The organism is Sneathiella aquimaris (genome assembly GCF_026409565.1).
In the GTDB taxonomy this organism is placed as follows: Bacteria; Pseudomonadota; Alphaproteobacteria; order Sneathiellales; family Sneathiellaceae; genus Sneathiella; species Sneathiella aquimaris.
Genome location: NZ_CP112881.1, coordinates 1,233,113 through 1,252,247, shown reverse-complemented (window position 1 = coordinate 1,252,247; position 19,135 = coordinate 1,233,113). Strand labels below are relative to the sequence as shown.

Below are 19,135 nucleotides of genomic sequence, written 5' to 3'. Positions count from 1 at the left end.
CTCGCCCGTAAGTATAAGCTCAAAAAACAACCTATTCCTAGTAAAGAACGAAGCCTTTTTTAGTATTAAATCTACTTTGTGCATTCCAAATGTCGCCAAACGACAAAATCTTGTCTAGGATCACCCCTCTTTAACGTCAGATATCAGATTATTATGCTTGCTGTATTCCTCTCCATCTTTCTGGACCTGGTTGGGTTTGGAATTATTCTGCCATTGCTTCCTTTTTACGCCGAACATTATGGTGCGACAGCATTTATGGTAACCTGGCTGGCCACTAGTTTTTCCCTTTTCCAGCTTATATTCTCAACAATTTGGGGGCGGGTCTCGGATCGGATCGGGCGTAAACCTGTATTTTTAATGTGCCTGGCTGTTAGTGCTGGCGCTTATTTATGGACAGGATTGGCCGAAAGTTTTGCCGTTCTCATTGTAGCCCGCTGCGTTAGTGGCATCGCTTCAGGCAAAATTTCAGTGGCACAGGCAATCGTGGCTGACGTAACAACGCCAGAAAACCGTGCCAAGGGAATGGGACTAATGGGGGCGGCTTTTGGTCTCGGATTTACGCTCGGCCCCGCTATCGGGGCTTTTCTTGTTGGAAACGATCCGCAAAATCCTGACTTTCAAACCCCAATGTTTGTTGCCGCTGGTTTGTCCCTCCTTGGCTTGCTCCTTGCCCTGTTTACCGTAAAAGAAAGCCTGACTGCCGAGGATAGAGCAACAGCACGGGAGACAACGAAATTACCCTTGAAAACACAATTGCAGGCGATTTTTGCGTCCCCATCTATCCCCTGGCTCATTGGCTCATTCTTTATCGTCAGCTTTGTTTTCAGTCAGGTTGAAACCCTGTTTCCACTTTGGACTGAGCGGAATTACGGATGGCAACCAAAGGATCTTGGATACTGCTTTGCTTATATTGGTGTCATTCTTGTCATTGTCCAAGGGCGGCTGATTGGCCCCCTCACACAAAAACTGGGGGAACCGAAGCTGCTTTTAGTCGGCCTTAGTGCTCTTGCTATCGGGCTCTTCAGTACAACCGTCGCCTTTCATTTCAGCATCTTCATTGCCGCCATTACATTTATGAGTGTCGGAATTGCAATCCTCAACCCGACACATTCCGCCCTTATCAGTTTTGTTTCAGCAAAAGGCCAGCAAGGAAGCACACTGGGTATCGCCAATAGCTTTTCTGGACTAGGGCGAATCCTTGGCCCCTTATGGGGCGGGGCATTTTTCGAATTTGTCGATTATGACATGCCGTTGATCATTGGGGGCGTTCTTACGGTCATTTTCCTCATCTTCGTCAGGCGCGTTGTGATTTCTCTTGCCGACAAAAATACTGCCAATAAAGAAAAGGCTCCACTATAGAAATCAGGTCGTCAGTAGCCGCCATCGAACGCATCGCTTAACATCATAAAGACTTTCCCGATATCCGAGCTCATATAGGTTTCAATTAGAAGCTCTGAATGCTCGGTATCCTCCGTTTCTTTAAGCAAGCGGTCAAAGGCTTCACAATATTGATCAGCATATCGCCTGAAGTCACCATTTTCCCGATACAGCAGGCGTATTTTGTCTGCATCTTTGGTCTTCAGCAGACGCTTGGTGAAAATACTTTTCTCACCACGCCGGTACCGCTTCCAAAGTTCTTCAGGCATTGTATTGTCCAAATTCCGCGACAGATCAATGGCGAGTGAGTGCAGACTATCAAGGATGAATGACACAGACTTACGATAAGCTGCATTGCTATCCGCCTGTTGCTTCTCTCCCAATTTTTCTCTTTGGGCCGCGACATCCATAGAGGCATCCCGCAGACGGTCCGCTTCTTTTTGGAACTTCAAACTGGAAATCAGCGCCTCTTCCGCGGCAAGGCTGGCCGCTTCCCTCAGGTTGCCACTCTCAGATTTCAAAATAGTCGATGTTTCATTGATTGAATTGGCAACCTGTTTTGCCGTCACTTCCAGTCTCTGACGTTGCTGGTCGAATTGCTCCGTCAAAGCACGGGATTCGTTCTCGGCTTGCTTTGAGTATTCCAATAGTTCAATGGCCTTCCCTTTAAAGGCCTGAAAACTGCCGTCTCCCATCTCTGCTGCCTGACGTCCCGCGTCCGCCATACTAGAGACAACATATTCAAGATCCCCCTGAACCTTACGTCGGGTTTTTTCAATCTCGTCCTTATGACGGTCCAGCGCTTGATCCGCCCGCTGAATTCCAGCAAGCATCAATTCACTCGCTTTCGCCAGTTCCAGCGTTTTTCGGCGGAAGGATTCGCCGGCAACATCGGCGTGATGTCCGGTAGTTTGTAACAGCTTAGCCCGATCTCCAATTCCGGACTGAACGGCTTCAGCGCTATCGGCAAGCTGTCTTGCAATTTCAGCAAGAGCTCCGGTTTCCTCGCGAAGAGATTTCTCCATCGTTTCCGTGTGGGTCTTTGCCCGCTCTGAAATATCGGCGAGCATCGTCATTTTTTCCGTCGCCAGATCACTCGCATTTCCAAGATTTTCAATATTTCCGGTTGTCTGCTCCACAAGTTCGCTCATTTGGTGGTTGGCATTCGCCGCTGCGCGATCGAGCCCTTCCAGTTGAAGTCTTGCCTGATCACCCATCCCCCGCAATTCAGCAGATGCCCGCTCTGCGGTCTGGGCGAGCTCGGCGGTTTGCGAATGAGCCGCCTCCCCGGATTGACGGGCTTGTAACGTTGCTCTTTCGGCAGTCGCCATAAAATCCTGATGCAATCGCATGGTTTCTTCGATAACTGTTTGAATTTTCAAACGGGAATGATCGGCTGTTGCACCCAGTTCTTTTTGTTTGCGTTCCAGCTCTTCTGACGCAGCCTTGATGGTTTTTGTGCTCCTGTCCGCCCGCATTTCAATATCAGATGTTTCCTGCCGTAACTCTTCCCCCGCATCTTTAATCTGGCTTGCAACCCGCTCAGACGCCGCTTTCAACTCGTCTGCCTGACGCTGGAAGCCCGTTCCCACCTGAACAACACGATTGGTTGTCTCCAAACTCGCTGCAGAGAGTTGATCAACACTTGCATCAAGACGCTCTGAAATTTCACGGGATAACGCCTGAATTTGATCCGATGCTTGATCAAGGACCATCATTTGCTTGCGCAACTGATCTTGTATTTCTTTCGTTCGGCTCGCGGCAATTTCATTGCTACCAAGCAGACTTTCAGCATGGTCGGCCATGTGTCCTTTCAAGACCTCTGCATTCTGTAGCGATTTTTCGCCAGCATCATCCAGAAGCTTCTGCCCTTGCTGCAACACAGCTTCCACATCACCAAGACCCGCCTCAGTTTTCTGATAGGTCTCGGTCAAACTGTCCAATTCAGACCGCAAGCGGGCACCTGCGCTCTGCATCTCCTCACCCGTTTCTGTGAGGGTCTTGCGAATGAGGCCCGCGTTATCAACAAGTCGGTCGGATGAAATCTTTAAGGACTGATCCAGCTCTTTGCTACCAGCCAGTAAATCTGCCTGTCGCTCCTCCATCGTGTCGATTGCCCGCTCAACATCCTGTGTGCCCGCTGACAACCCGTCCCGCACCATATTCAGACGGGAGACCGCATCCTCAGTTGAAAGAGAGAGATCAGATGAATTCTGAAGCAGCATGTCACTGGCTTTAGCCAACTCCGACAACGCTGTTCGGGACTGTGCTTCAATGTCTCTGGCATTGCCCACCAATTGCCCGGACTGGCGATTAAGGCGTTCACTTAGCGCACTACTGCTTTCTTCCAACGCCAGGATACCACTCGTAATATCGGCTGATGCATTTTCGGTGCGCACAAGACTGCGTTCTGCAAGCGACGCCAGATCCTGACTGGTTTTCTCCATTGTCAAAACCATTTTGCTGGTTTTTTCTTCAGAATTGCGAATGGCCTCCTCAAGAGCGGCTACCTGTTCAGCAAGCGATACTTTAAGGCCCCCCCCCTTCTCTTCGGCATCTTTCAAAGCTCGGCTGAATATCTCAGCCTGATCCAACATCATACCATCCAATTGCTCTTTTTGAGCGTCAGTTTGGGCAATGAGGTCTTGCATCAATTTAAGGCGGCGATCCATTTCCCCTTGGAACTGATCGCTATTTGCCAGCAGTTTTCCCGCACTCTCTTCCGCTTGACTATATTGTTGATCCAGTTCTTTTGTAGCCTGCGAAATACGAACCGCCGCATTTTCAGTTTCAGCCTGCACTTCTTTGGATTGCCGGCGCAAACCCAATGTCAAGCTCGCAACACGGGCCTCTGCTTCAGGACTAGGGTATCCAAGCTCGCGCATCAAAGCGTCAAGAGCATTTCCTTTGAGCTTGTTGTCAATTCCCCGTTTGGCGTAGGCAAGCAGCAACCAAAGGAAAGCAATCGGGGTAAAAACCCCTGCAAAGAAGGCCCCGATTTCGTGGGGTAACAACTCCCACAAATTTGGCCATCCGATATTTTTATGGACATAATAGAAGGCGGCAACCAGCCATAACAGGGTAACAAGGTTGACCGCTGTAACGATCAGCTTGCTTGCCAAACCGGGGCCGGAAACAGCTTTCAACTGTTCATGACCGCCCAGCACAAGGGGCGCTTCATGCTCTTCATCGGTACGAGCGGCTTCTGGATGTTTTAAAATCATACCCTTCTCCTGTCTGACCAGTTCAGAGTCCGGTATAAAGGCTAATCCGTCAAGTCTGTCTGTCGGATAAGCGGCGCACCAAAACGGAACGCCGCTTTACGATACTATTTTATAGCGCTTGCAGCTTTCAGATCCCGTATGCGATCTTCACTTACCCCCCAGCTTAACAAGGCCTCATCCGTGTGCTCTCCCGGAGCACAGGCAGGCCCTTGAATTTCGGATTTAGTCCGCGAAAATTTGGGCGCGGGGGCGGGTTGGACAACACCATCCAACTCAACAAAAGTTCCTCGTGCAATATTGTGCGGGTGCTGTGGCGCTTCTTCCATAGATAGAACCGGCGCAAAACAGACATCCGTTCCTTCCATAATATCGCACCATTCATCTCGTGTTTTCGTGATGAAGACAGCGGCAAAGCGTTCTCTTAGCGCGGGCCAAGCAGAAACATCCATCTGATTGGGAAGATCTTCACCCTCCAACCCTGTGAGGCGCAGCAATTCCGCATAAAATTTGGTTTCGATAGAGCCAATGGACACATATTTTCCATCTTTAGTCTCATAAACGTCATAAAAGTGGGCGCCTGAATCAAGAATATTAGTGCCCCGTTCGTCACTCCAACGTCCAGCCGCCTTTAGACCAAAGAACGTTGTCATTAAGCTGGCAGCACCGTCCACCATGGAAACGTCCACGACCTGGCCTTTCCCCGAATTCGACGCTTCAAGCATTGTAGCAAGCATGCCCATTGCAAGATACAGTGCACCGCCGCCAAAATCGCCGACAAGGTTCAAGGGCGGTGTTGGCATGCTGCCGCGCCGGCCCATCGCATGTAACGCGCCTGACAAGGCAATATAGTTCAAGTCATGACCTGCAGCGGGAGCCATTGGACCGTCCTGCCCCCAACCGGTCATCCTGCCATAAGCAATCTTCGGGTTACGAGCAAAAACAACGTCTGGCCCCAATCCCAATCGTTCCATCACACCTGGGCGAAATCCTTCGATCAACCCGTCCGCCTGTTCTATCAGGGAAAGAATTAATTCTTGTCCCTCCTTGGATTTGCTATCAACGGCGACCGACCGCCGGCCTCTCATGAGCAGGTTAAATTTAGGATCCGTATGAACGCCCAGCCCTGTTTCCTGCATCCGATCAATTCGAATAATATCCGCGCCCATATCTGCCAGTAACAATGCGCACATTGGTCCTGGTCCGATACCTCCCATTTCGACGATTTTATATCCTGCTAAAGGTCCCATTATTATTCCTTTCTTTTTTTAAGGCCTGTATTTGCTAGGGGCCTATTCTAACGTTTCTCGCACGGAACTGTCACCTGCCAAAAAACAAATCTCACCTGTACAGAGTTTGAGGAGGAAAAACACAGACGAAAAATTTGCTATCCGTGGTCCGGAACGGCTATATCTGAAATTATGAACAAATCAAACCGGGGTATTTGAGTTATGGGAAAAATTATTACAGGGGCCGTTGCTGGCCTTGTTGTACTGTTAGCAGTTCTTGTTGCTGTCTTTTATTTCAATCTGGACAAAGTTATCATAACTGCTGTTGAAGAAGTTGGACCAGACGTCACCCAGACAGACGTCACTCTGAACGAAGTCGATCTGGATCTGACATCCGGAAAAGGGGCGCTGCGCGGATTGTCTGTGGGCAACCCAAAAGGTTTTGAAGAACCAAACGCCTTTATGTTGAATGAAATTTCAGTGGCGGTTGATCTTTCCGGTAGCAACGACAAGGTCATTCATATTGAGGAAATTCTGGTAACCGGACCTCAGATTACCTACGAATTGAGCGAAACAGGGAATAATCTGGATGTACTCCAGAAGAATATCGATGATTACATCAAGGCGAATAGCGGTGCAAAGGACACGAGCACCGACCCTGGATCAGAAGAAGATGGACCAAAACTTATTATTGATAAACTGGTCATAAAAGATGGTCGGGTGACTGTGAAGGCGCCCATCACGATGAACCAGAAAATTGAAGGCAAACTGCCAACAATCCAGCTTACGGATATCGGAAAAGACAGTGGTGGCGCTTCACCGGCTGAAGTTGCAGCACAAGTCGCCGACAAAATTACAGACAGTGCATTGTCTGTCGTTTCTGATCTAGGCATTGGCAAAACACTGGATGGTCTGAAAAACAGCTTGTCAGGAGCCACTGATGCGGTTAGCAGCGGTGCCGGAAAAGCAGCTGAAGGCGCTGGCAAAGCGGTAGAAGGTGCAACGGGCGCTGTAAAAAGCCTATTCAAGTAAAGGTGGTGCAAAGCATGGATAATGTCGAACAGAACATCGAAAATCTGAACAAGTATATTGATCTGCTGATTGAATTCGGCGTCACATACGGGTTTCAAATTCTTGGCGCCCTTGCCTTTTTTGCCTTTGGATTTCTGGTAATCAATTGGATTGGTAACCGACTGCAAAAAATCGCAATTGCCAAGAACATTGATGAGACATTATCTGGCTTTATGGCCAGCAGCCTAAAATTGGTGATGATGGTGATGCTGATCATCATCACCCTTGGAAATTTTGGTATCAGCATCGCTCCGCTTATTGCCCTTGCAGGCGCCGTGACGTTAGGCGCAACCATGGCTTTACAAGGCCCCATATCCAACTTTGGGTCGGGCGTCGCCATCATATTAACGCGCCCCTATGTTGTTGGAAATGTTGTGACCGTCCGCGGCGTAAGTGGCATTGTTGACAAGGTTACCCTTGGAACCACCTTTTTGCTAGGTGAAGACGGCGAGAAGATTGCCATTCCCAACAAGGAAATTGTCGGTCAGATCCTCGTAAATTCCAACGAAAACAGAATCCTCGAGCTACAATTTTCCGTGTCGTCCAAAACAGATACAGAGCTGCTGGCAGAAAAAATAACTGCATTGCTAAAAACCTTTCCGGAAATTCGCGAAGACCCAACGCCACAAGTTGGCATCCACGACTTTGCCCTGGGCGGTGTGGTTATGGGTGTGCGCGCATGGATACCCGGAAATTGTTACTTTAGAATTCGCTATTCAGTGAATGATGCCATTCTGACGCTTCTCAAATCTGAAAAAATCAAATTGCTCGCCCCGGTTTTTAATACCGGTGAGGAATAACAGGATGCTATTGCGCAGACAGAATGCGGGGGTCTAACAGGCCCCCGTTTTCCCTACACATGATGGACATTAAAGCCCTCTTCAACACTGGGTTCTTCGAAATAGCTGGTCACCATCATAAATTCTTCGGGGGAAGTTCTTTTCGACCCTTCCGGCTTTTCCCGGTTTCTTTTTTTCAATTGTACAAGACATTCTGCATTTGACCGTTCGAGATAATGCAGGCAATGCTCGGCATTGGCTTCCTTGCAAACGTTCTTGAACCAGGCCCGCTGCCCTCTTGTGTTTCCAGGAAAATCCAAAACAACGGAGACCCCATCCCGCAAAAGGCTCTGAACATGATCTTGCAAAACGCGTTTCAACCTTGAAGAACACGTTAGATATTCCTGAAAGGTATTGATTTCTTCCGGGAAGAGGCGGGACAACCAAAGATCTTCACTGATTAGAACAGCCTTCTCTTTTTCAGCAAGTTCACGGGCATAAGTAGTTTTTCCTGCGGCCATTTTTCCACAGAAAAAATGTAATGAAGGGGGCGTATCATTCGGTCTCATTGTCTTCCTCATTTATTCGTGCCGTCCGAGGAAGAAACAAAAAATCCGCCTCGTAGGGCGGATGGTGATTTCATACAGAAGCGTCCGCCAGACTCTAAGGAGTAATGACCTTTACAATCACAATAATGATGGCGGCAAAATTCTGTTTCATGCGAAAACCTTAGCGTCCATTTTTTTTGATGTAAAGAGGCTTTATTTCAGTTGATGGATTTTTCATTTCGGCGCCGGGCCCTATTTCCCAGAAACCCAACCATTAAAAGACCTGCCCCATAAAGTGGCAAAGCAGCTGGTAAAGGAACAGAAGAAATGTTTCCATTTGGAATCAGGAGAACATTGTCGACATCAAAGAAAGTGCACGGTGCGGCAAAGGCGCAAACAGTATCGTCAACGGCGGCAGGAAATAAAATACTGATGCTAAGACGATCAATATCCAAAAAGAAAAAATCCAGAACTTCAGTATGCGGACTTGTTCCAGAGTAAAATTCCCGGCGCGCGACCTCAACCCCAGAACGTTCAGCTGTCACTACAACGTTGTTAAAGGGGATCGGTGAGTTACAACCCGGACCCAAGCAGAAAAAATTGCTGCTTCCGAATATATCAAACTGAACGGCGTCGAATCTCGCTCCGGTAGTGAACGAGAGGCCTGTTGCAAAAGAGGTTCCCGAGTCGGTGATATGCACACGGCCCGGAGTTCCATGATACGCAAGATCACCGCCGATACTTTGTACCGTCACCCCTTTTTCAACATAACTTGTGTGGCTGGGGCCGATATCGGTAACGCCCGAAAAATCCAGCACTGCAGCCTGTACAGTCGAGCTGAACAGCAGCAACCCTGAAATCAAAGCAAGCACTTTCATGGACCCCTCCAAATTTATTAACAAAACCTTAACGTTGTTTTATAAAATTGTAAATCACATATGGCGGGGTAGAAGTCTATAAAACGGGTAAGCATTGGATTGGGGAGAAACAACTGGCGGTCTGAATAATCTCATTCGCCAATCTGAACAGAGAAAAAAATCTGCAAAATATCGAAAACTCTTGATTTTGTTTTCTCATCCAATATCTCTATAGACTAGAGGTATGGAGAGAAGCATGCATTTTTCAATTGGTGAACTTTCACAAAAAACCGGTGTAAAAGTACCAACAATTCGATATTACGAGAAAATAGAATTGTTAAGTGCGCCGATCCGTTCCGAGGGAAATCAAAGACGGTATTCCCAACAACAATTGGAATGTCTCTCCTTTATTAAACATGGGCGGGACCTCGGCTTACCCCTCGAAGCGATCCGTGAGCTTATTGAATTGAATGCCCATCCGGAGCGCCCTTGCGCCCATGCAGACGAAATCGCCACTTCCCACCTTTCTGATATTCGCGCGCGGATTACGCAACTCAAAAGGCTGGAAGCCGAACTTGACCGGATTGTTGCTGGATGCAAGGCAAATCAAGTGGGCGATTGTTATGTCATTCGTTCTCTGGCAAATCATGAACTTTGCCAAACAGACCACTAAAAGGTCTAACTGAATTCCCCTGTTCAAAGCCGAGGATATTGTGTTGCGTCAGGTTCCTTTGTCGCGAAGTCCTTTAAACATTTTAGTCATCGGGGCGGCGCTGAACCCATGCAGAAATGTACTGATCACGACAACAAGAACAATAATTGCAATTGCACGCTCATAACCTTCCGTGCCCAATTCCCCCACAACGATCAGCAGATATAATATTGAGGCAATCCCCCGCGGCCCGAACCATCCTACGAACAGCACTGAAAAACCCGTCCATCCACTACCAATCATCGAGAGTGCAACAGGCATCATGCGAACGATGGTAAGGCTCAGCAAACTATAAGCAAGCATGGTTAAATCAAGGTAGGGCAACGCAATAGGGACACCGACAAGACCCAGAATGAAGAAAATATATAGCGACAACATCTGGCCTTCTGCGCCGCCAAAGGCTTGAATTCTTTTGCGTACTGCCAAGGACTTCACCCCAAGAAACAAGCCTGCAAAAAAGGCGGCAATAAATCCGTTTCCATCGAAAAATTCCGCAAAAGCGTAGGCAAGCAGAGCAATCGAAATGGATGCCAGTCGCTGAAAGGTACTTTCCATCAAGCCGAAATTGACAGCCAAATCGACTAACCGACCCCCAATATACCCCACAAACGCGCCAATGAGAGGCCCTAGCAATAACTGCTTCAGCATAAAGGGCAGCCACACTGTACCACCGTGAAAAGCCTCTGCCCCGCCCGCGAGAACGGCAAGGCACACGAGCACCAACGGTAACACGATACCGTCATTTAACCCGCTTTCGATGGAAATCGATTCTCTAATTCTTTCAGGAACATTATCGCTACTGATAACCGCCTGGCCGAGTGCCGCGTCTGTGGGCGATAGAATCAGGGCAATCAGCACAACAAGCCAAGGATCAAGATCAGGAAACAGGAGAAACGCAATAATGGCCCCTGTCACTATGGTGAACGGCAATCCTATCCCCAGCAACCGAGCCGGGGCGCCGACCAGAGTTTTAACTAGGTCCGTATGATGAATTTTCGAAGCATCGACAAACAGGATCAACACAAGGGTCAATTCTGCGATGATCTTGCTGGTGGGTGTGTTTAACTGAAGCTCAATAACATCCAGGCCAACCGGCCCCATTAACACACCTGCGGCCAAAAAAAACATGGGCCCAGAGAAAACTGACTTTTCGATCAGTCGCGACACAAGCCCAAAGATAAAAAGTAAAAATGCACCAACAAAAAAAACTGGGAAATCATCCATACCAGCGCCTGCAGTTGACCTCAGAAGAATGCAGTATACTTCACACGAACCAGCGCATTCAGCAAACTAAATTCGAGACTGAGAGGGATAATGGTTTGGGAAAATGGTGGGTGTAACAAGATTCGAACTTGTGACCTCTGCCATGTCAAGGCAACGCTCTAACCAACTGAGCTATACACCCCCGAAAAGTCTGTCACTTTCGCGACCGGAGTTCGGGTCTTATAATGCTCCAAACTACGCATTGCAAGCGCAAACTGGCAAATTTTTAAGAACGATCGTTTTGGGGATATGCCTCGGCTTAGGAAGCCTCTTTTGCTTCAATGGCCCGATCCACAGCATCCACAAGGGAATTCAGGTGAAACGGCTTGGAAAGCATCTGGCTAATCCCTTCAACTGTATCCATATCTTCGATGGCAACCGCAGAGAATCCAGTGATAAAGATTACCGGCAATCCTTCGACAATTTCTTTTGCCCGGACCGCCAGCTCAATACCGCCGATGCGGGGCATGACGATATCAGAAATCAGGATATCAAAAGGCCCTGCATTCAGGGCCGGGATTGCATCTTCACCATCGGCAAATGCCAGGACTTCATGACCCGCCAGCTCCAGACTGCGCGCAAGGAAATACCGCATCGAATTATCGTCTTCAGCTAGGAGTATTCGGGCCATAAGAATTATCTACTATTAGAAATTTATCTGTTATGCTTGCCACAAAGAATATACCAAAGGATTAATCTTGGCAAAAAAGTGTGAACTTTTCGAAGCATGGATCACACAATTGAAGGGAACGGGACGGATCAATGCCTGATGGCCTGCCAGAAAAATCAACTTTTCATGTTTCAACGCCAGAGAGTTGGACCGGCCCTGTTATTTTTTCGTCCCCTCATAGTGGCCGCCAATACCCCGATTCATTTGTTGATCAGTCCCCTCTTTCCTTCGGTGATTTACGCAAATCAGAAGATTTCCTGATCGATGCGCTTTTCAAAGCGGTGCCAGCGAAGGGCTGTCCGCTTATTACAGCCACCTTCCCGCGAGCTTATTGTGATGTAAACCGCAAAGCCTATGAGCTGGACCCTGATATGTTTCTGGAGCCCCTGCCAAGTTATGTGACAACATTTAGCCCACGCATTTCAGCGGGGATTGGAACGATCCCAAAAATCGTGTCAGACGGCCTTTTTATTCACCCTGGGCCGATCTCGTTCAGTGAGGCCCAAAACCGCATTAACACCTGCTATAAGCCTTACCATAGTGCCTTAAACATCTTAATGAACCGAACCCTTGAAAAATTTGGGAAGGCGTTTTTGATCGACTGTCATTCGATGCCTTCGCAACCACCAATCCGCTTACCGGATTTTGTTCTAGGGGATCGTTACGGTCAATCCTGTCCAGCGTGGCTTCGCGCTCTGGTGAAAAAAAATCTCAACTCACTGGGGTACACAGTCGCCTTTAACGCCCCCTACGCCGGTGGTTTTATAACGCAGAAATATGCCCGGCCCGACAGACAGATATTCAGCCTGCAAATTGAGATCAGCCGCGCTCTTTACATGGAACAGGACGCGATTGAACCCAACGATCACTTCCCGATCTTGCAGGCGCAAATTACAGATCTGATCGATGATATTGTTCACGGCTGTCTTGCTGAAGGCCTTGTATCCAGCAGTCTGCACCCGAATATTCAAGCGGCAGAATAAATCGGCACGCTTCTTGCTGCCAGGTAAGCAGGAGAAGCATAATGTTTAATAAATTTTTCATCTTGGTGTTAACAACACTTATTTTCCAGACAGTCCCTGTTCAGGCTGCGCAGTTTCCTGCAAACGGCGCAGAATTCCTCAACACCTGTCGTTCTGCAACAGAACGAACGGAAAAATCCTTAAGGCTGCCAAAGCGGCTTTTAAATGCCATTTCACTTGCTGAGACTGGTCGCTGGCACAAAGAAAAGCGGGAAATAATTGCCTGGCCCTGGACTGTTTACTCCGAAGGGAGGGGGCGATATTTGCCGAGCAAAGCTGCCGCTATTGCCGAAGTTAAAAAACTTAAAAAGAAGGGTGTAAAAAATATTGATGTGGGATGTATGCAAGTGAACCTGCATTGGCACCCCAATGCCTTTACTTCGCTTGAAGAGGCTTTCGATCCAACGGTGAATGCGTCCTATGCCGGCGCTCTTTTGAAAAAACTGCAAAGGAAAAACCGGTCCTGGAACATTGCGGTCGCTCATTATCACTCGCAGACAAAAAAATTCAATATTCCGTACAAAAAGAAAGTCCTTAAACTCTGGCAGGAAGAGAGGCGTCGGGACACCGCCCTTCGCATGGAAAAAGCCAGAGAGCAATATCGCAAACGTCGCGCCCTGATCGACAAAAGAAGAGAGGCAATTTTGAAAAAGAAACAGGAGGCTCTTCAACTTGCGTCAAACAGTTAAGCCCTGAATTTGAAATGCAAAAAAATCGTATCAATGAAATGGAGGCGGCAAAACGTCTGGTTAATCTGGCGATTAAGCTGCATTTTTCTCACACCGACCCGGTTGGGATACATGCCTTAACGCTCAGCGGATATCGTCTTCTCCATCGATTAAGCAACCGTGCTCACCAACCAGACATTGTACCAGAATATTTGAACTATCTGGCGCCGGACGATCGACAATTCTTTTTCTCTTCAGTCATGTCACTTGACCCGGTTGCAAACCACGGTTTGTTGTCAACCATTGACCGCAGTTATAATTATGCAGATGAGATAACCGATCTTATCTTGTTCATTTGTTGCGCGCTTTATCGGCATCTGGACAACAATCATACCCATGAAATGAAAATCTACATTATATGGTATAAGGCAATTAACCGGTTAAAAGAAGAAAATGATCCAATTTATAACACCAATACAAAAGACGGGTTTGATTATCTGAAAAGCCTTCCCCGAGAAAAACAACTGAACCTTGGCTTTGATGCCCTTAAAAATCTGCGAGGGCCGGCCGCCAGCAAACAAAGAACGGGCGCCTTCTAAAAAACCTAAAACTTTATTCTGTAAGTTCCCACCGCCGAAGCAGCTCCTTTCTTTCAAGCCCCCAGCGATACCCGTGCAACTTTCCATCTGACCCGATGACCCGATGACATGGTACAATCAAAGACACTGGATTCGTCGCACATGCACGACCAACAGCGCGCGCAGATTTATGGCGCCCCATATCGTCAGCAATTTGTTTATATGTTTTGGTTTCGCCTGGCGCTATTTTTAACAGTTCCTGCCATACACGGCGCTGAAATGCAGTCCCAAACATATCAAGTGGAATTTCGGGAACAGCCGCAGTTTTTCTCTCCAGAAATGTACTGATCTTTGCTGTCCATTCAGCGAGATCGCCAATCTCGGGTGCAATTTCCGCCTCAGGAAATTCTGCTTTCAATTCGTCCAACAGAGAAGCCTCAGAATCTCCAAAATAAACGGCACAGACCCCTTTTCGGGTTCCCCCAATCAGCATTTTTCCAAGAAAACAGTCAACAATAGCATAAGCAATCTCAGCCCCTTTACCACCCTTGGCATAGGATGCTGGTGTCATTCCAAGACGTTCATGCGCCTTTTCATAGAGCCTGCTTGAGGATCCAAAACCGGCCCCATAAGCCGCGGATGAGACATTCTCGCCCCGCTTCAGATTTTCCCTCAGCTTACCATTGCGTAACATATCATAATATTCAAACGGGCTTACCCCCATAACCTGCTTAAAACTCCGGGCTAGATAGTCTTCGTTATAACCGGTTTCTGCAGATAGATGAGCCAGTGAGACTTTGTCGTCCGGGTTCTCTTCAAGGCCCTTCCGGATGATGGTCGATACCTGACGTATCATTGAAAAAAGAGGATCTTTCGTATTCGCGAAATCCGGGCGACATCGTTTGCAGGCCCTGAACCCGTTCTTTTCAGCGTCATCAGGCAGGTCGAAAAACAACATATTCTCAGGCTTTGCCTGACGAGACGGACAGGAAGGGCGACAATAGATACCGGTTGTTTTTACAGCATATACAAAAACGCCATCATACCTCTTGTCCCGATCAGACACCGCCGCTCTTTTTTCCAACACGTCCATTCTTCACTCCGCGCTCAACTGAACCAAGCACCCAGGATATACTTCTTCTGACCCGGGACTATCCGTTTTCCGTTTTCAAAACGCGTCTCAAGTAGAGGTTTTCTCAACTCCGTGATCATTATCGTCCGTGTCTTTTTCTTCTTTGGTAGAGGGCACACGACGAATAATGATGTCACCATTGTCCAAAACTTCTGGTGTTTCATATTGTGGAATGGAATCAATGAACACACTCAACGCATCCAGTAATTTGCTTAACCCTTCAACGGCCAGTTCATCCGCACCTTTTTCATCGGCATAGGCGGAAACTGCAGGTGTCATTGCCAACATGACCCCTAAACCAATTATCGAAAGCTTTTTTTTCATTCCAATCTCCTGTCAGGAAATGACATTATACAGAGCTATTATGTCATATCACATTTTGTCATTTTCGTGATTTTTAGTACAGGCGGGAAACTCTCTAATGCATTTTGACCTGGTTGTTGTCGTCGATTGGTCCGCCGCCGCCTCAAAAGGCCCAAAAAAACCAACTGCGGACCGATGCTGGATTGCGTGGCAAAATCAGTCACACTCTTCTGAAGCTGAATATTTTCCAACGCGCTCGGCCTGCATGAAACGCCTGCACGCGCTTGTTTCCGACTGCCCGGGCTCAGCTATACTGGCTTTTGATTTCCCGTTTGGATACCCATACGGCTCGGGATTGAAAGGTGGGCGCGCGGCGGCAAAACTTATTCAGCAACATCTTATTTCGAATGAAGATGACACCAACAATCGATTTTTGGCCGCTAACGTTTTAAACAAACAAATATCAGCGTCTCCCGGTCCTTTTTGGGGTCACCCTGCATCCATGGAATTCGAACAATTAACCCGCAAAAAACCCACCTTTCAGCATCCCTTTCCAGAATGGCGGGTTTCCGAAAAATATTTAAAGGATCGTGGCTACCCGATCATGAATGTTTGGCAGCTCTACGGACAGGGCTCTGTTGGCAGTCAGACACTCACCGGGTTGCACGAACTAATCCGGTTTGCCGAGCTTACGGACATCGCACAACGGGCGAGATTTTGGCCCTTCGAAACTCAATGGGATTTAAAACTGGATGGCATAATCCTCGCCGAGACATGGCCAAGTCTCAGTGATCACAATGCCATTGATCATCCGATCAAAGACGCGCGTCAGGTTCTTGCCTGCCGAAACTGGATTACAAAGACACTGAAGGAAAAGACCCCAAGTGCCTTATTCGGGGCCCCGGACCTCTCTCAAACTGATCTTCTGAGATGCGAAAAAGAAGAAGGCTGGATTATGGGTGTGGGATCTGAAGGATTATAACCGCTTATGCAGTTCGTCCGCGGTGAGCGCAAAATCATTGTCAATCCAAATCTGGGTCAACAAGGCAAGCGCTTTGCCAATCTCCGGTCCAGGCTTCATCCCCCAAGCCACAAGGTCTCGCCCCTTAACCGGAAATTCTGGAACCGACCAGGTTTCGGCTAACCTTAGATACTCTTTAAAAGAAGGGGCATTGCTGTTTCTCAAAGCACCGATCATCGCGCAGTCTTTGAAAACCACAGGCCCAAGTCGGTAAAGCGCCTTTTTTTGGGCATGGGGATCAAGATCTGCCGCAAGTTCAGTTTCACACGCGCTCTGAATTCTTTGTTGGGTCTTGTTGCTCAACCTCAAGGTGGACTGCACCAAACGAAAATAATTGCTCTCACCGCCGATCAACGCCAACAATCTGGCCACCGGATCCTTTTCTCGTTCAACCGCCGTTAAGGCTTCCACATATTCCGGAAAAAGATCAACGCCAAACAAGGATCTGAAAACACCATATTCCTTCATCAGCTTAAGAGATTGAACCGGGTTATCGAGCCCCAATAGCAGCCATAATTCCTTTGTCACCCGCTCCCTCGATAACCGAGAGAGAGAGGTCGCGTTCTTTTGAATCTGTGCCAGCTCATTCTTATCGGGATCGCCATTACCAAATCGCGCAAAAAACCGGAAATATCGTAATATTCTTAGATAATCTTCCCGTATACGCGCCCCGGCATCCCCGATAAAGCGCACCCTGCCTTTCGCTAAATCCTCTTGCCCGCCAAAGTAATCATGAAGGCCCCCCTCCTGATCCAGAGAGAGCGCGTTAAACGTAAAATCCCGCCGTGCGGCATCAATTTTCCAGTCATCGGTAAAAGCAACGGATGCATGGCGCCCAAATGTTTCTGCATCAATGCGCAATGTCGTGACTTCAAATACCCTGTGATTTTTTATAGCGGTGATTGTCCCGTGATCAATTCCGGTTGGCACCACCTTAAAACCGGCCTTTTCAAGCCTTTTTGATGCATCTTCCGGGATCAGGTTCGTACTGACATCCAAATCGTCACTTAAAATACCAACCAATGCATCACGCACGCAACCACCAACAAAACGGCAATGGCCACCCGCTTGTTCAAGGGCGACAAACAAACTTAGTGTCTCTTTATAGTGAAGCCAGGCGGGCGGCTCTTTCGTTAAATCAACAAGCGCTTGCGGCACCATGACGCCTTTATTTTTTTTCTGAAGGGATAAACTGGGGTTCGATAATCTTTCCATCTTCAAAACGGGCCGGCGTATACACGCCTTCTTTGGTATCATCCCTCAAAATAGCGAGAGTAATGAGACTTGCCCCCATAAGGATCAAGCCAAAGATTGTTGCTATCGCAACAGATTTCCCCTGCCAGGTCTTTTCTCCGCCGGCGCGTTTATTGAAATAGAGATAAACACCATAGACAATGAACGGTAAAAGCAGCGGAATGAGATGGAATAAAATACCTCTGAGCATTAGTCTGAAATCCGATCTGATAAATCTTTGATCATCCCGGCGGTTGCCCCCCAGATGTAATAATCGTTATAGGGCATCGCGTACCAAAATCTTTCAATGCCATTGTGAAAACCACTATGTTTCTGATGGTTCTCTGCATCGATCAGGAAATCCAGCGGCACTTCGAAAATCTCGGACACTTCATTTACTTCTGCCACGAAGTCCCCTTCTGGTTCAACCAGCCCAACAACAGGCGTAACAGAATAGTGCGTTACCGTTAGATATGTATTCAATGTGCCCAGAACATCAACCCTGGAAGGCACTAATCCTATTTCCTCGTGACTTTCACGAAGCGCGGTATCGACAACACTTTGGTCAGTTTCTTCCGCTCGCCCACCCGGAAAACTGATTTGCCCTGCATGTTTGTTCAAATGTCCCGCTCTCCGGGTCAGAATTACATGGGGTTTTGATTGACGGTGAACGATAGGAACAAGCACGGCGGCAGGTTTGTAGACAATATTATGTTGGGGAAAGCTGGCCGGATTTAGGTCGTGATCTCCCCGAAAATTACCAAACTCATCCAATACGGTTCTGTTACTTTCCGGAATGGGGTCCAGAACCGGCGCCAAGGTTTCTTTTAATATATCCACTGTCTTATTCAAAAATGTCATCTACCGACCCAAAATCAAAAAAAGAGCCACTGCTCCATACGCCAAACCTTTTTTCCCCGTCGATTTCCTGCTCCTCGCATAGTTCCACAAGGTCATAAAAAACGGGACGTGCTATTAGCGCTTCCAGATTGCTTCTGACGCGCACATAGGGCGAAGGTTCGTTATTTTCCGCATTAATTGCCAATCGCAATGGATGGCTGTCATCAACGATCACGAAATCGTCAACATGTGTTCTGAAGCTCAAAACCTGATCTTTACCGGACCCTTCGCGAAACATTTCTACTGCGACGAAGGGGGCATCTTCTACCGTAATTCCAATTTTTTCAACTGGCGTTACCAGATAATATTTGCCGTCATCATCCAGCCGAATAACGCCAGAAAACAGCTTCACCAAAGGCTTTCTCCCAATTGGCGAGCCCAGATAATACCATGTCCCATCCCGCGCAATCTTCATATCAAGGTCGCCGCAAAAGTCCGGGTTCCACAAGTGAACCGGCGGATGCTTCTTGTCCTTGATCTGACTGATTATTGCGTTAAGTCCATTTTGTGATGCTGTCGTTGTCATATTAAGACCTTATCGTCGCGCATAT

The 19,135-nt window shown here is 47.8% G+C and carries 20 protein-coding genes and 1 tRNA gene; 8 read left to right on the top strand and 13 right to left on the bottom strand.

From position 1 onward, the window contains the following. Window positions 1–153 precede the first annotated feature (153 nt). Window positions 154–1,359 (top strand): MFS transporter, encoded by a 1,206-nt coding sequence (locus OIR97_RS05725; protein ID WP_169544629.1) that lies wholly within the window; start codon window positions 154–156, stop codon window positions 1,357–1,359. 11 nt (window positions 1,360–1,370) lie between these two features. Here OIR97_RS05725 and OIR97_RS05720 read toward each other — a convergent pair whose 3' ends face one another. Together OIR97_RS05720 and OIR97_RS05715 are read right to left on the bottom strand one after the other, a co-directional pair. Further along, window positions 1,371–4,601, bottom strand: a complete 3,231-nt coding sequence (locus tag OIR97_RS05720) for a coiled-coil domain-containing protein (RefSeq protein ID WP_169544628.1) — start codon at window positions 4,599–4,601, stop codon at window positions 1,371–1,373. Window positions 4,602–4,705: 104 nt separating this feature from the next. Next, window positions 4,706–5,848 carry a CaiB/BaiF CoA transferase family protein gene (locus tag OIR97_RS05715; RefSeq protein WP_169544627.1) on the bottom strand — a complete coding sequence of 381 codons (1,143 nt, stop codon included), beginning with the start codon at window positions 5,846–5,848 and terminating at the stop codon, window positions 4,706–4,708. Between the two features lie 201 nt (window positions 5,849–6,049). Between OIR97_RS05715 and OIR97_RS05710 the strand changes: the two genes are divergently transcribed. Both OIR97_RS05710 and OIR97_RS05705 read left to right on the top strand, forming a co-directional pair. Beyond that, entirely contained in the window at window positions 6,050–6,859 is an 810-nt protein-coding gene (locus OIR97_RS05710; protein ID WP_169544626.1) for an AsmA family protein, read from the top strand. Window positions 6,860–6,873: 14 nt separating this feature from the next. After that, a complete protein-coding gene (locus OIR97_RS05705) occupies window positions 6,874–7,698 on the top strand; it encodes a mechanosensitive ion channel family protein (RefSeq protein ID WP_169544625.1) in 825 nt (274 codons plus the stop codon). 53 nt (window positions 7,699–7,751) lie between these two features. Here the strand turns inward: OIR97_RS05705 and OIR97_RS05700 are convergent, their stop codons facing one another. Continuing rightward, entirely contained in the window at window positions 7,752–8,246 is a 495-nt protein-coding gene (locus tag OIR97_RS05700) for an AAA family ATPase (protein ID WP_169544624.1), read from the bottom strand. A gap of 197 nt (window positions 8,247–8,443) precedes the next feature. Continuing rightward, entirely contained in the window at window positions 8,444–9,103 is a 660-nt protein-coding gene (locus OIR97_RS05695; RefSeq protein WP_169544623.1) for a hypothetical protein, read from the bottom strand. Window positions 9,104–9,338: 235 nt separating this feature from the next. On the opposite strand from OIR97_RS05695, the gene OIR97_RS05690 reads away from it, so the two are divergent. After that, on the top strand, window positions 9,339–9,755 hold the full coding sequence (locus OIR97_RS05690) for a MerR family transcriptional regulator (protein WP_169544622.1): 417 nt from the start codon (window positions 9,339–9,341) through the stop codon (window positions 9,753–9,755). 48 nt (window positions 9,756–9,803) lie between these two features. On the opposite strand, the gene OIR97_RS05685 is transcribed toward OIR97_RS05690, so the two are convergent. The 3 genes from OIR97_RS05685 to OIR97_RS05675 all read right to left on the bottom strand — a co-directional run bounded on the left by OIR97_RS05685 (window position 9,804) and on the right by OIR97_RS05675 (window position 11,688). Further along, the gene (locus OIR97_RS05685) at window positions 9,804–11,018 is read right to left on the bottom strand and encodes a cation:proton antiporter (protein WP_169544621.1); all 1,215 of its coding nucleotides are present in this window, start codon (window positions 11,016–11,018) and stop codon (window positions 9,804–9,806) included. A 104-nt stretch (window positions 11,019–11,122) separates the two neighbouring features. Further along, a tRNA-Val gene (locus OIR97_RS05680) sits at window positions 11,123–11,199 on the bottom strand. Window positions 11,200–11,316: 117 nt separating this feature from the next. Then, window positions 11,317–11,688, bottom strand: a complete 372-nt coding sequence (locus OIR97_RS05675; protein WP_169544620.1) for a response regulator — start codon at window positions 11,686–11,688, stop codon at window positions 11,317–11,319. A 131-nt stretch (window positions 11,689–11,819) separates the two neighbouring features. Between OIR97_RS05675 and OIR97_RS05670 the strand changes: the two genes are divergently transcribed. From OIR97_RS05670 to OIR97_RS05660, 3 genes are read left to right on the top strand one after another with little or no spacing between them, the layout of a single operon-like run. Then, a complete protein-coding gene (locus OIR97_RS05670) occupies window positions 11,820–12,710 on the top strand; it encodes an N-formylglutamate amidohydrolase (protein ID WP_169544619.1) in 891 nt (296 codons plus the stop codon). 41 nt (window positions 12,711–12,751) lie between these two features. Beyond that, complete coding sequence (locus OIR97_RS05665) at window positions 12,752–13,438, top strand: lysozyme family protein (protein ID WP_169544618.1); 687 nt, start codon at window positions 12,752–12,754, stop codon at window positions 13,436–13,438. A gap of 14 nt (window positions 13,439–13,452) precedes the next feature. Next, window positions 13,453–14,016, top strand: coding sequence for a hypothetical protein (locus OIR97_RS05660; RefSeq protein WP_169544617.1), 564 nt, complete (start codon window positions 13,453–13,455; stop codon window positions 14,014–14,016). A 13-nt stretch (window positions 14,017–14,029) separates the two neighbouring features. On the opposite strand, the gene OIR97_RS05655 is transcribed toward OIR97_RS05660, so the two are convergent. Both OIR97_RS05655 and OIR97_RS05650 read right to left on the bottom strand, forming a co-directional pair. Next, window positions 14,030–15,088 carry a bifunctional transcriptional activator/DNA repair enzyme AdaA gene (locus tag OIR97_RS05655; protein ID WP_169544616.1) on the bottom strand — a complete coding sequence of 353 codons (1,059 nt, stop codon included), beginning with the start codon at window positions 15,086–15,088 and terminating at the stop codon, window positions 14,030–14,032. Window positions 15,089–15,175: 87 nt separating this feature from the next. Continuing rightward, window positions 15,176–15,451, bottom strand: coding sequence for a hypothetical protein (locus tag OIR97_RS05650; protein ID WP_169544615.1), 276 nt, complete (start codon window positions 15,449–15,451; stop codon window positions 15,176–15,178). Between the two features lie 97 nt (window positions 15,452–15,548). On the opposite strand from OIR97_RS05650, the gene OIR97_RS05645 reads away from it, so the two are divergent. Then, entirely contained in the window at window positions 15,549–16,412 is an 864-nt protein-coding gene (locus OIR97_RS05645; RefSeq protein WP_169544614.1) for a hypothetical protein, read from the top strand. On the opposite strand, the gene OIR97_RS05640 is transcribed toward OIR97_RS05645, so the two are convergent. From OIR97_RS05640 to OIR97_RS05625, 4 genes are read right to left on the bottom strand one after another with little or no spacing between them, the layout of a single operon-like run. Further along, on the bottom strand, window positions 16,407–17,612 hold the full coding sequence (locus OIR97_RS05640) for a CCA tRNA nucleotidyltransferase (RefSeq protein WP_267177797.1): 1,206 nt from the start codon (window positions 17,610–17,612) through the stop codon (window positions 16,407–16,409). The two genes, OIR97_RS05645 and OIR97_RS05640, sit on opposite strands and share 6 nt — an antisense overlap. A 7-nt stretch (window positions 17,613–17,619) precedes the next feature. Continuing rightward, entirely contained in the window at window positions 17,620–17,895 is a 276-nt protein-coding gene (locus OIR97_RS05635) for a DUF6111 family protein (RefSeq protein WP_169544612.1), read from the bottom strand. Continuing rightward, window positions 17,895–18,545 (bottom strand): CoA pyrophosphatase, encoded by a 651-nt coding sequence (locus OIR97_RS05630; RefSeq protein ID WP_169544611.1) that lies wholly within the window; start codon window positions 18,543–18,545, stop codon window positions 17,895–17,897. Before OIR97_RS05630 ends, OIR97_RS05635 begins: the two co-directional genes overlap by 1 nt. Further along, complete coding sequence (locus OIR97_RS05625) at window positions 18,529–19,110, bottom strand: DUF1285 domain-containing protein (protein WP_169544610.1); 582 nt, start codon at window positions 19,108–19,110, stop codon at window positions 18,529–18,531. The genes OIR97_RS05630 and OIR97_RS05625 overlap by 17 nt, the downstream gene beginning before the upstream one ends. Window positions 19,111–19,135 lie beyond the last annotated feature (25 nt).